The 12,955-nt window shown below is 33.9% G+C and carries 13 protein-coding genes; 8 read left to right on the forward strand and 5 right to left on the reverse strand.

Annotated features, from left to right (window positions below; all coding sequences use genetic code 11):
• Positions 1-9: 9 nt before the first annotated feature.
• The 3 genes from AC0UBM_RS03225 to AC0UBM_RS03235 form a co-directional block, all read right to left on the reverse strand.
• Positions 10-180, reverse strand: a complete 171-nt coding sequence (locus tag AC0UBM_RS03225; RefSeq protein WP_414034566.1) for a hypothetical protein — start codon at positions 178-180, stop codon at positions 10-12.
• Between the two features lie 191 nt (positions 181-371).
• Complete coding sequence (locus AC0UBM_RS03230) at positions 372-1,697, reverse strand: sigma-54-dependent transcriptional regulator (protein WP_475687619.1); 1,326 nt, start codon at positions 1,695-1,697, stop codon at positions 372-374.
• A gap of 2 nt (positions 1,698-1,699) precedes the next feature.
• Positions 1,700-2,788, reverse strand: coding sequence for a sensor histidine kinase (locus tag AC0UBM_RS03235; protein WP_475687620.1), 1,089 nt, complete (start codon positions 2,786-2,788; stop codon positions 1,700-1,702).
• A 260-nt stretch (positions 2,789-3,048) separates the two neighbouring features.
• On the opposite strand from AC0UBM_RS03235, the gene AC0UBM_RS03240 reads away from it, so the two are divergent.
• On the forward strand, positions 3,049-3,978 hold the full coding sequence (locus AC0UBM_RS03240; RefSeq protein ID WP_475687621.1) for an EamA family transporter: 930 nt from the start codon (positions 3,049-3,051) through the stop codon (positions 3,976-3,978).
• 19 nt (positions 3,979-3,997) lie between these two features.
• Here AC0UBM_RS03240 and AC0UBM_RS03245 read toward each other — a convergent pair whose 3' ends face one another.
• Complete coding sequence (locus AC0UBM_RS03245; protein WP_475687622.1) at positions 3,998-4,669, reverse strand: LytR/AlgR family response regulator transcription factor; 672 nt, start codon at positions 4,667-4,669, stop codon at positions 3,998-4,000.
• Positions 4,662-5,687 carry a sensor histidine kinase gene (locus AC0UBM_RS03250; protein WP_475687623.1) on the reverse strand — a complete coding sequence of 342 codons (1,026 nt, stop codon included), beginning with the start codon at positions 5,685-5,687 and terminating at the stop codon, positions 4,662-4,664. The genes AC0UBM_RS03245 and AC0UBM_RS03250 overlap by 8 nt, the downstream gene beginning before the upstream one ends.
• Before the next feature lie 216 nt (positions 5,688-5,903).
• On the opposite strand from AC0UBM_RS03250, the gene AC0UBM_RS03255 reads away from it, so the two are divergent.
• The 7 genes from AC0UBM_RS03255 to AC0UBM_RS03285 all read left to right on the forward strand — a co-directional run bounded on the left by AC0UBM_RS03255 (position 5,904) and on the right by AC0UBM_RS03285 (position 12,939).
• Complete coding sequence (locus AC0UBM_RS03255; RefSeq protein ID WP_414034560.1) at positions 5,904-6,188, forward strand: EF-hand domain-containing protein; 285 nt, start codon at positions 5,904-5,906, stop codon at positions 6,186-6,188.
• 272 nt (positions 6,189-6,460) lie between these two features.
• A complete protein-coding gene (locus tag AC0UBM_RS03260) occupies positions 6,461-7,801 on the forward strand; it encodes a DEAD/DEAH box helicase (RefSeq protein WP_475687624.1) in 1,341 nt (446 codons plus the stop codon).
• A gap of 5 nt (positions 7,802-7,806) precedes the next feature.
• Positions 7,807-9,120 carry a DEAD/DEAH box helicase gene (locus AC0UBM_RS03265; RefSeq protein ID WP_475687625.1) on the forward strand — a complete coding sequence of 438 codons (1,314 nt, stop codon included), beginning with the start codon at positions 7,807-7,809 and terminating at the stop codon, positions 9,118-9,120.
• A gap of 343 nt (positions 9,121-9,463) precedes the next feature.
• Complete coding sequence (locus tag AC0UBM_RS03270; protein ID WP_414034557.1) at positions 9,464-9,910, forward strand: KTSC domain-containing protein; 447 nt, start codon at positions 9,464-9,466, stop codon at positions 9,908-9,910.
• A gap of 214 nt (positions 9,911-10,124) precedes the next feature.
• Positions 10,125-11,630, forward strand: coding sequence for a BCCT family transporter (locus AC0UBM_RS03275; RefSeq protein ID WP_475687626.1), 1,506 nt, complete (start codon positions 10,125-10,127; stop codon positions 11,628-11,630).
• A gap of 191 nt (positions 11,631-11,821) precedes the next feature.
• Positions 11,822-12,115, forward strand: a complete 294-nt coding sequence (locus tag AC0UBM_RS03280; protein ID WP_475687627.1) for a putative quinol monooxygenase — start codon at positions 11,822-11,824, stop codon at positions 12,113-12,115.
• Between the two features lie 29 nt (positions 12,116-12,144).
• Positions 12,145-12,939: an SDR family NAD(P)-dependent oxidoreductase gene (locus AC0UBM_RS03285; RefSeq protein WP_475687628.1), complete on the forward strand. Its 795-nt coding sequence runs from the start codon at positions 12,145-12,147 to the stop codon at positions 12,937-12,939.
• Positions 12,940-12,955: the final 16 nt, after the last annotated feature.

The raw sequence follows: 12,955 nt of genomic DNA on the forward strand, positions 1-12,955 counted from the left end.
AAACGGATATTAATAAAATGAGTTAATCTTTTTATTCTCTACTTTCGGTCTATTTACTAAGTCTAAAAAAAGTGCACTTTCAAATTCACTACACGACCAAACTTTTTCTTTTTGTGTGGTTAAAACACATGTTTTGCGATGCACACAATCTGGACAAATATTTAATTCAGAGCTTTTCATAATAAATATTGTTAATTACACTTCTAAAAGGCAAGTGTTGTGCCATCGCTTTTTACGAGGTGCCGAAGAACAGGAAACCCCTTTAAAACGCTAGGTTTTAAAGGGGTTTTGGTGAAAATTATTTTAAAGACTGTTTTATGCTACTGGTACAATATTACCCGGATGGGTGAAATATAACCGAAATTATTACATTAAGCTTTAAGTTTATCTCGCAAGGTTTTTCGATTTATTTTAAGAATTTCGGCCGCTCTAGTTTTATTATTATTGCAAGCGCGAAGTACTTTTAATATATATTGTTTCTCCATATCTTTAAGCGATACAAAATCGTCTGAATTAAAATCAATATTGTACTTTAAAGCCGCTGGTAAAGCTTCTGTTGTCACAATATTATTAGAAAGAATAATGGCACGCTGTAAGATATTTTCTAATTCCCGAATATTTCCAGGCCAACTATAACGCTCTAGAATAGTGAGCGCTTCAGGATCTATTTTTACAAACCGGTCTTTATACTCAATACCATATTTGAATAAAAATTTATCGACAAGTAATGGAATATCTTCAGAGCGATCTCTTAAAGGCGGTACATCTATTTCGACCACAGTTAAGCGGTAATACAAATCTTCGCGAAAAGACTTTGCTTTAATCATGTCTTTAAGATTACTATTGGTGGCCGTAATAATTCTTAAATCCATTTTTTCCGGTTTTTGTGAACCGACTTTTATAACTTCTTTTTCTTGAAGTACACGCAGTAGTCTAGATTGTACGGCTAATGAAGCGTTTCCAATTTCATCTAAAAAGATCGTACCGCCATTAGCGGCTTGGAAAAAACCGTTACGATTGGTCTCGGCACCCGTAAACGCCCCTTTAACATAACCGAATAATTCGGCTTCCAGCAAATTTTCAGGGATACCGCCACAATTTACCGCTATAAATGGCCCTCTTGAAAACTGACCTTGATAGTGAATAGAACGGGCTACTAATTCTTTACCAGTGCCACTTTCACCAGATATAAAAACGGTAGCCTTGTTATTTTTTACGCGCTCTATAAGCTGAACAACATGCTTAATACCTTGAGACCGCCCAATAATATCTCCATATTTTCCGTCGGTTATAAAGGGACTTGTTTGCGATTTAGATTTCGGTTTGTTCTGCTTTAGTGTTTTATTTAAGGCTTCAATTAATTCACTTTTTGTAAATGGCTTAGTCAGATATTCTACGGCTCCGGATTTTATCACAGCCAAAGAGTCTTGGATAGAAGGGAAGCCAGTAATAACCAATTTAGCCATATTCGGATAGTGTTCCGAGGTGAACTTTAAAAGTTCGAATCCGTCTACTTCAGGCATTTTCAAGTCCGTGATTAAAACATCTATTTTAGTATCTTTTAAAATAGTGACAGCTTCGCGTACGGAAATCGCCTTGAAGGTATGGTAGTTTAAAGATTGTAAGTGACGCTGTAGTAACTCTAAAATATGAACGTCGTCATCTACAATTAAAATATTTTCTTTTAATATAGACATCCTTATAATTTTGGTAATTTAACAATAAAAGTGGCACCTTTAGGTTTATTATTTTCAATAGAAATGCTTCCTTTATGACTAGCAATTATGCCATGTACAACACTCAAACCTAAGCCAGAACCTTCGCCCACAGGTTTAGTCGTGAAAAATGGTTGAAAGATTTTATTTCTATTTTCATCGGAAATCCCTTCGCCTTGGTCACTTATTTCTAAACAAATGCTATCTCCAATTTCTGTAATAAAAATGGTAATTAAATCATTGGGTTTAGAAACATATATCGCATTTATAACGAGGTTAAAAATAATTTGCGTGAGTTGCACCGTGTCCGCTTTTAAATCTATAGCATCACGATCTGTTTTTACAATATACTTAACTTCATGTTTTTTAAAGCTAGGTTCTAATAAACTTAAGGCATCTTTAATTACCGAAACAATATTTACAGTAGTCATTTCCTGAGGCATTTCGCAAGCAAAAAACATGAGCTTTTTAACCACTTCACGCGAATAAATGGCACTATTCAAAATTTTGTCAAGGTCGTTTAACTCGTCTCGATTTGTAATTTTATCTCGTAATAATTCGGCAAAACCAAGAATGTTTGCCAATGGTGTATTGAGTTCGTGAGCAATTCCAGCTGTAATTTCTCCTAAAATATTAAGCCGATCGGTATGTTCCATTTGGCGTTTTAAGGAGGCTTCATTTTTAATGATTTGAAACCGTTCTAATAGACTTCCTATTTTTAAAGCTATGGTATTTAGCAATTTCTGTTCCTCTTCGAGGAAATCTATTTGAATTAAAGCTTTTGAAGAATACGAGGCTTTTATAAAACCGTTTTCAACATTAAATAGTGTTATTGGGCTTTTTATGCACGGTGAATCTTCATCACGCTCGCCTGTTCTTACAATAATGTTATTACTCTGAATACAAATTTCCGTTTGCTCAGGATACTGAAAAGCCTTTTTTAAACTGTAAGAAATCGCATGAAACATATCATCGATCTGTTCATAATTGGCATTGACTATTATAGAAGACACTTCATATAAACACGTCAATTCTTTTATGCGTTCCTTTAGAGCATTTTCGGTAGTATTCATAAAATTTTAATTAATCAATAAATTTACACAAATATCACACATTATTTGGGTTATTAGAAGAATTTATAAGCCTGTTGATAAAAATACTGAAACAAACAGTTAAGTGAAATTATTCGCTATAAACCGGTTTAATATATTGAATTATAGGTGGTTAAAATTGTTGTTATAAAATCATATTTTAAATCGAGTATTCAATTTTCCTAATATATATTTCATAAGTTTGCCTCTTCTATATTTATAAATTTTTTAAGCTTTAAATTATGGCTAAACCTCAAAAAGGCATTTTAATTATATTGTCATTTTTCGCTATTTATGTGATTTGGGGATCTACATATTTACTGAATAAAATTGTTGTTACAGAAGTGGCTCCGTTTCTTTTGGCATCGATTCGGTTTTTAAGTGCAGGGACTTTAATAATGATTATTTCAAAATTCTTAAACTTATCTTTAAAAGTAACTCGAGCGCAATTTTTTAATTGTGTGATTGCCGGATTTCTATTCCTGTTTTACGGAAATGGAATTTTTGTCTGGGCCTTAAAATATGTAGACAGTGGTTTTGCGGCATTAATAGTTGCTACCCAACCTTTGTTTGTTATTTTCTTAATGCGCATAATTCAAGGTAAAAAGATAAAATCTAAATCGTTAATAGGTGTGGCTCTAGGGATGTTAGGGATGTATTTATTAATGAGTCAAGATTCACTGCATCTTACGCGAGAGAGTATTATTGGAATTGTGGTAATATTTAGTTGTGTAATAGGTATTAGTTTTGCCAGCATATTTGTGTCTAAAGCAAATTTACCTTCTCATTTTTTTGTTACGACGGGGTATCAAATGCTATCGGCAGGAACACTTTTGCTAATAGGAAGTTTAGTTTTGGATGAAACTTGGACAAGTCCTATAGACTGGAGTATAAAAGCGCAAGTGGCCATGACTTTACTTATCCTGTTTGGAAGTATTGTTGCTTTTACAGCGTTTAATTTTCTATTAAAAGAAGTTTCTACCGAAAAAGTGGCCACGTCGGCTTATGTAAATCCGGTAATTGCTTTATTATTAGGATGGTATTTCTTAGACGAAAATATTAGTCAGCAGTCTCTAATTGCAGGCGGTATTTTATTATTGGGTGTATATTTTATCAATTCTAAGAAAAAACTAGTAATGTTTTCAAGATTTAAGAAAAACCTCAAAATGTAAAATAGTACCCTTTTTTATTTTAAAATAAGGTGTTTTTTACTGTGTCGTAATACGAATCACTTACAGGTATGTTGACCTCACTTAGCAATAAATCTCTTCCTTTTAATCCTGTTACTTGCAATTTATTTACGATATACGAACGATGAACACGTATAAAAAGCGCTTCAGGTAACGATTTTTGGAGTGATTTTAGTGTTTGATAACTCATAATTTTCCGGTTATTTAAGTGAAATACTACATATTCGCTATCGCTCTCAATATAATTAATATCTGTTAGCTTAATTTTATGTAAATCGTATCCAGATTTAACGGTAATAAATTCAGATATAGTAGCCTCAGTGGTATCAGATTTCAGTTTGTTTACTGCGGTTAAAAAACGTTCGAAAGTAATTGGTTTTAATAAGTAATCTAGGGCATTAAGTTCAAATCCCTGTATCGCGTATTCGGAGTAGGCCGTTGTAAAAATAACCTTAGTTGTAGCAGGAATTAATTTCGCGAAATCTGTACCTTTTAAATCGGGCATTTGTATGTCTAGAAAAATAACATCTAAAGACTCACTTTTTATAAGCGACATAGCTTCTAACGGATTTTCAAAACTACCTTTTAATTCTAAAAAATCTAATTTTTTTACATAGCTCTCTAGTAAAGCTCTAGCAAGTTCTTCATCGTCAATAATAAGGCACTTATACATGATGTTCTAATTTTAAGGATACACTAAAGGTATTGTTTATTGTGGTAATTTTTAAGTCGTGAGAATTCGGATATAAAATATGCAAGCGCTTTTTTACATTTTCTAAGCCAATACCTCCTAATTCATCTTTATTAATGGGAGCTTCTGGAATACTATTTTTAATTTCAAATAAAATGGTATTTGCAGTGGTTTCCAAGTCAATCGTGATAAAAGTATCGGTAATTTTCTCAATGTTAGAATGCTTAAAAGCGTTTTCTATAAACGGAATTAAAAGCATAGGCGACAACATAAAATTTGGATTGGTAACCTTAAAGTTTGTGGTTATCGGGTACGTTTTACTACTTTTAAGACGAAACAGTTTAATGTAATTATCGATGTAATCCATTTCTTTTTGAAGCGTTACTTGGGGTTGTTCGCATTCGTAAAGAACGTAACGTAACATATCCGATAAGTAACTAATACTTTGCTGTGTTTTTGTTGTATCGATGCCCGATAAGGCGTAAATATTGTTTAATGCGTTAAATAAGAAATGCGGATTAATCTGCGATTTTAATAATTTTAGTTCGGTGTTTAAATTTTCGGCCTGACTCTTAATAAGTGCTTCTTCATTTTTCTGATTATGAAATACAACTTCAACAACAACTGCCAATGCATAGGCCAACGCAATAAGCAAAGATTGGGTTAAATACATTTCAGGAGGTCTGCGCGGTAATGGACCAGGGCCAGACTCGCGTGGTCGTGGAAGTGGCATCCCGTTCTGAGATATAAAAAATGAGGCTACAAGCGTAATTAAAGCAATAGCTAAAATAGAAACACCTATAAATGTGACGTATTTTTTAGTAAATAAAAACTTAGGTGCCGCCACATAAATAAGAAAGAGAATCAGTACAATCTGAGCTATAAAAGCGGCGATGTTTTGACGCAAAAAATGATTAACCCAATCCTGACCAGACCAAAGTACAAGCCATATTATTAATAATAATCCTATCTGAAAACTGAACCGTTTTAATTTATTCATCTGTAATTTTATCTATATAATTCCTGTAATATGTTACAAATTAAGGTAAATTAAAATGAATGGAAAGCGAATATAGGTGAGATTCTACAGGTATAAATAGGCTTTTACCTAAGTTCGTAAAGCATTCACTTAAAAGTAGGTGCATCTCATTGAATACCTTAAAAAGGTATGCAAGTAATATGGAACTTTGTCATGTAAAATAAATATATAATTATTATGAAATCAAATATTATTAAAACCGTATTAGGAATTGCATTTGTAAGTATTTGTAGTGTTCAATCTATTAGCGCCCAAGAAAAAGGAGACAGAAAAGGACCACCTCCAGCGGCAGAATTGATTGAAAAAATGGACGCAAATGAAGATGGTAAATTATCTGAAGATGAAGTAAAAGGACCTTTAAAGGAGCATTTTAGTGACATCGATGCAGATGAAGATGGATTTCTTACGCTTAAAGAATTAGAAGAAGCTCCGAAACCAAAAGGTAAACCTTCTAAAGACTAATAAATAATTACATCGATTAATACCTCCTGTTAATCAGCTTCATTAATAGTGCTCATGGCTTGTTTTTAAATAAACAAGCCATGTTTTTTTTATCCATATCGAAAACGTGTCAAAGCATATGAAATTTTGAAGCGAAGTAAGCTGTGTTAAAAGGTGTAATACTCTACTTTGACTTTGAACATATAGATGATTTTATAGCGTATACATCCGAATAAATTAAAATTGCCACCATTCCCGAGAAAAGTGTCGTTATCTTTGCCGAAAATTACATTATGTCAAAATCCTTTTCTGAACTAGGAATTCAAGAAACTTTACTACAAAGTTTAACCGATTTAAAAATTACTGTTCCTACAGATATTCAGACCAAAACCATTCCGCTAATTCTAAATGAAACTAAAGATGTTGTTGCATTAGCGAAAACAGGAACAGGTAAAACGGCCGCTTTCGGCCTGCCATTATTACAATTAATAGACAAAGAAAACACCAATATACAAGCCTTAATTCTGGCACCAACACGAGAATTAGGTCAGCAAATATTCGCTAATTTAACAGATTTAGCGTCTCATAGTCCCGAGATTTCTATCGCTTCAGTTTGCGGAGGTATCCCAATAAAACCACAAATAGAACGTTTAAAAACGGCAACACAAATCGTGATTGCAACTCCAGGACGTTTAGTTGACTTGGTAAAGCGTAATGCCATAGACATTAAACACATTTCTCATTTTGTTTTAGACGAAGCCGATGAAATGGTAAGTGCGCTAAAAGAAGATTTAGACCTTATAATTAAGGAAATTCCGAAATCGCGTCGCACATTATTGTTTACAGCGACTATGCCAGGAACCATAAAGCAACTTATCCAGAACTATATGTCTAAACATGTGGTTCAGGTAGAAGCAGATATGGAAACGGTTGGTCATCAAGGTATCGACCATCAATATATTGTGGTAGAGCCTATCGAGAAACTAGAAGTTTTACTTCATTTTTTAAAATCTAAAGAAGGACAACGCGGTATTATTTTCTGCAAAACAAAAGCAGCAGTGAACAAATTAGCTAAAAACTTAGCGATTAATAAATTTTCATCTGGAGCTATACATGGGAGTTTAACACAAGGCATTCGTGACCGTGTGATGGGACAATTTAGAGAAGGGTATATCGACGTACTGGTTGCAACAGATTTGGCGGCACGTGGAATTGATGTAAAAGATGTGGCATTTGTTATAAATTACCATTTGCCAGATGTTTACGATACCTATGTACACCGTAGTGGTAGAACCGCAAGAGCAGGAGCAAAGGGCTTATCTCTTACTATTTTACAAGAGGAAGAAGTAAAAGATATTGCAGATTTTGAAAACGAATTAGGGATTTCTTTTTCTGAGCTTAAAAAAGCAGATGCACAGAGTATCGAAGAAAGTAATGCTTTAATTTGGGCCAATAAAATTTTCAAAACAAAGCCTAACCGCAATATTTCTGAAACGTTTAGAAATAAAATTCATACTACGTTCCATCACTTAACAAAAGATGAATTAGTCGATAAAATATTGGCTCAATATATGCTTCAAAATGGAGCACTTCCAACTAAAGAGGACACGTCTAAAAACAAAAAAAATAAATAATTTCAATGGCAAATTTTTTAAAAGAACAGCAAGATATTTTAAACAAATTAAATATCAAAGCGTTAAATCCGATGCAGGAAGATGCGCTCTTAGCTATTGAAAATGCAACAAATACCATTATACTTTCACCCACAGGAACGGGGAAAACCCTAGCATTTTTACTTCCTATTATAAAAATGTTAGATCCAGAAATAAACGACGTGCAAGCACTAATTGTAGTGCCAACGCGAGAATTAGCCATTCAGATAGAACAAGTAGTTCGCGAAATGGGAACTGGATTTAAAGTCAATGCCGTGTACGGCGGACGCCCAATGTCTAAGGATAAAATAGAACTTAAACACACTCCTGCAATCCTTATTGGAACGCCTGGACGTATATTAGATCACTTTAGCGCGAATCGGTTCCCAAGGGAGTCTATTTTAAATCTTATTTTAGATGAATTTGATAAATCTTTAGAACAAGGTTTTGAAGAAGAAATGCGAGGCATTTTAACACAGTTACCAAATATTGAAAGACGTGTGCTAACTTCAGCAACTCAAGGTGTTAATATTCCGAATTTTGTAAAGTTACACCAGCCTGTAATTATCGATTTTTTAGATGCTAAAGTACCTTCAAAATTAGCGATTAAAACAGTGGTGTCTCCAACGCAAGATAAAGAGCAAACCTTAGTCGATTTATTGCTACATATTGGGAATAAGCAAGGGATCATCTTTTGTAATCTAAGAGATAGTATCGAAAATGTTAGCGAAGCACTTCGTAAAAAAAGAATCAGTCACTCTTGTTTTTCGGGTGGTATGGAACAAAAAGATCGGGAGCGCGCTTTAATTACATTTAGAAATGGAACCAGTCAAGTATTATTGGCAACCGATTTAGCTGCTCGTGGTATTGATATTCCAGAATTAAATTTTATCATTCATTACGAATTACCACATGCGGTAGAGGAGTTTACGCATAGAAACGGAAGAACAGCTCGAGTAAATGCAAAGGGAACAGCTTACGTTTTAAAATGGGCTCAGGAACAACTGCCTGAATTTATAGAGAAAGATAAAGCCATAGACATTTCTAAAAAAGTGCCGTATAAACCTCAATTTTGGGAAACGTTGTTTATTTCTGGCGGACGAAAAGATAAAATATCTAAAGGGGATATCGCCGGATTATTCTTTAAACAAGGAGGTTTAACAAAAGATCAATTGGGAGATATAGAACTTAAACAAGATTGCGCCTTTGTTGCTGTACCTAAAAGTATGGCGGACAACTTGGTCTCAACCTTAAATAATTCACGACTTAAAAAGAAAAAAGTTCGTATTTATATATTGTAGGTTAGATTTATAAATGCTTATAAAGATAATGAGGCGCTGAACTAAATTCAGGGTGATGTTTAGATGAAGTCTACATCATACTGAACGCGTTTCAGCATCACACAAAAAGCATAAGTATTCATGATATTAGGGTACTTGAGCGGCGTCGAAAGCCTTTTCACTTGTAACTCGACTCCGCTCGATAAACCTTAAACCCAATATAATCCCCGTAAACTAATCACAAAATTTAATCACAATATAATATTAATCTAACGTATTGATTATTAGTTGTTTTTTATTTCAAAAAGATGATGCATACTAAAATATTTAAATGTACTTTTGCGCCTTCAAAAAATAATTGAATATGAAACGCATAACGGAATACAGAAAACTTTTTGAGGTTGATAAAAGCGCTGATTTAAAGACTTTAAAGAAGCAGTATCGCAATCTTGCTAAGGAATGGCATCCAGATAAATTTCAAGCAGGAGATCCGTTAGTGGAAGAAGCTGAAGCTAAAACACGTAAAATTACAGATGGTTATCATTTTTTAGTGAGTATCGCTCCTGAAACTAGAGAAGCTAATAAAGAAGTTTACAATGAAACTATTAATTCTGGTGTTGCTGATTTTCAGTGGAATAATTTAGTTTTAGAAATTACTTTTGCAGATGGTTCGACTTACGAATATTTTGGAGTAACAAAACCTATCTATATTAAAATGATTAATAGTGATAAAGTGAGTCGTTTTGCAAAACGTAACATTTTTCCTAAATATATTTATAGAAAATCTAAACGTACTGTTGAAACCGCTTAAACCACTGGTTTCATTATACAACAGATCATATTAAAAAGCACGAACCTTAACTAAGGTTCGTGCTTTTTAAGTTTTTAATAGTGTGGTATGCCTAAAAGTGGCCTTTATACAGCGCTTTAGCATAATGCAGAATCCTATTCATAGAAGAGCAGTGCATCGATTTAAATTTTAAATATTAAAACATTTGTCTACTTTTAGTAAAAAATAATCAAGTTTGATATTTAAAACACTTCAAAAACACACCGTTTTAGTCGCTTCTGTAAGCATAATCTTTATATGTACCTTAATGGTATTTTTTGCCACCGAATCTAGTTATAACGGCATAGAACAAGCCTCTTTATGGGTTAGAAACTACTTCGGTTATTTTTATTTATATCTGGGTTTAGGGTGTGTACTTCTCTTATTGGGAGTTGCCTTATCGCCTCTTGGTACCATAAAACTAGGTAAACCAGATGCTAAACCGGAGCATTCTCTCTGGGCATGGACAGCCATGTTGTACAGTGCTGGAATGGGCTCAGGTATTTTATTACGTGCTGTTCAGGAGCCTGTATTTATGCAACAGCATCCGCCTTATACCTCAACATTATCTGCAGAAACCTTAGCATTAGAATATACCTTTTATCAATGGGGTTTAACCGCGTGGGCGTTTTACGGACTCTTTGCTATGGTTGTTGGATACGCCCTTTATGTAAAACGTAAACATGTGCGTATTAGTGCAACGATAGAAGACGAAATACAAAGCGAGACCATTAGAAAATCTGTAGATGTTATTACTATTATCACCACTGTTTTCGGGCTCGTTGCCGCTATTGGATTGGGAACCACTCAGATTAAAGGGGGCTTAAATTATGTTTTTAATGCGGAATTAGGACTGACTACCATCCTTGTTTTATGTGTCGGGATTTCGTGTATTGCCTGTTATTCTGCTTGGCAAGGTGTAAATAAAGGCATCAAATTATTTTCTAAATTAAACATCATAATCACGCTATTCATTCTGCTTTTTATATTCGTTACAAGCGATATGTTGGCCATTCTGAATGCGTTTGCACAAAGTACGTTTCACTATATTATCGATTTTATCCCTATGAGTTTAGCGCTAGGCGATTATAATCCGGGAATGGCTTTCTTAACCGATTGGACGTTTTATTATTGGGCATTCTGGCTTGCGTGGGCACCTTTTACAGGCATCTTTATTGCACGCATTTCTAAAGGACGCACGTTGCGACAATTACTTTTAGGTGTTTTAATGATTCCATCTTTGGGAACGTTCTTTTGGTTTTCAGTATTTGGAACTTCAGCTTTTCAGCTTATAGAAGGCATGGAAACGTATTCAAACGAATTTGGAAATGTATTCTCATCCATATTTGTATTCTTTCAGCATTATCCAATGGCATCAGTCCTGAATTTAACAACCATTTTATTACTCGTTAGTTTTTTAGTCACTTCTGTAGATTCGGCTGTATTTGTCTTAAGTATGTTTACCGATAAAGGATCTAAAGATCCAAATAAAAAACATCGTGTAATCTGGTCTATATTTATTTTACTTGCCACCATAGCCCTAGTTCTTTTGGGTAATGTAAAACCGGATATTGATGTATTAGGAACGGTTTCAAAATTGTTGATTATAACGTCTTTGCCATTTGCGTTTTTCATCTTAATCATGATTACAATTTTCTTAAAAGATGTAGTAAAATTCAAGAAATCCATGCCAAAGCGATAAAATTTTAAGACCGATTTAAGTTTTAAAAGGTACGGTGTGGCTGAAATTACTCGTAAATTTATAGCTATAAAATATAGGGTGTTGTGCGCTTTCTTTTAACAAAGTCTATAATGGATTTCGTTATAAAGGATTAGCAGTTTGCATTCAAAATATAAACACCTTAAGACCATAGCATTTTAAAATATATAATCATGAAGAATCAATTAACAATAGTCGCTACAATTGGGGCGAAAATAGAACATATTGAATTTGTAAAGGCAGCACTTCTAAAATTAGTAGACGCCTCTTTAAACGATACAGGGTGTATAAATTACAATTTACTTCAAGACAACACCGATTTAAATAATTTTGTGGTGTACGAGAACTGGGCGAATGAAGAGGCTCTTAACGGGCATTTAAACACACCTCATTTTACTGCATTTACAGAAGCTACCGAAGGTAAACTTAATGCCTTTACTGTGAAAAAAATGACGATGCTTTCTTAAAATAGAATACACATTTAAAAATAGGAATTATGGATTTAAAACTTAAAGATAAAGTTGTATTTATAAGCGGATCTACCGCGGGAATTGGATTTGCAACGGCAGAGCGATTTTTAACTGAAGGCGCTACTGTTGTAATTAATGGTAGAGACCAAAATCGTGTAGATGATGCTGTTAATAGTCTGAAATCTAAAATAGAAGACGCGAAAGTGTCTGGAATTGCTGCGGATTTTTCTAAATCAGATGAAATTGATGCGTTACTAGAAAAACTGCCAGAGGTAGACATCCTAATTAATAATACTGGTATTTTCGAACCTATGGCTTTTGAAGACATTAGCGATGCAGATTGGTTACGCTTTTTTGAAGTCAATGTAATGAGCGGTATACGTTTGTCAAGACATTATTTCCCTAAAATGTTAGCGAAAAACTGGGGACGAGTTATTTTTATATCTAGCGAATCTGCTGTGTTTATTCCCGAAGAAATGATTCATTACGGGATGACAAAAACAGCACAATTGGCAGTGAGTAGAGGTTTAGCCGAATTAACCAAAGGGACTAAAGTTACCGTAAATTCAATTCTGCCAGGACCAACAAAATCTAAAGGTGTTGGGCAGTTTATTGAAGATTTATCGAAATCTGAAAATAAATCTATGGATGAAGTTGAAAAAGATTTCTTTAAAAAACAGCGACCAACCTCGCTGATTGGTCGTTTTGCCGATGTAGAAGAAGTCGCTAATACTATTGCCTATTATTCTAGTCCGCTAGCATCTGCCACTAATGGTGCATCTATTCGTGTAGAAGGTGGATTGATCAAATCTATTTTATAACAAGCAATTTAAGACG

The organism is Formosa sp. F44, assembly GCF_056238645.1.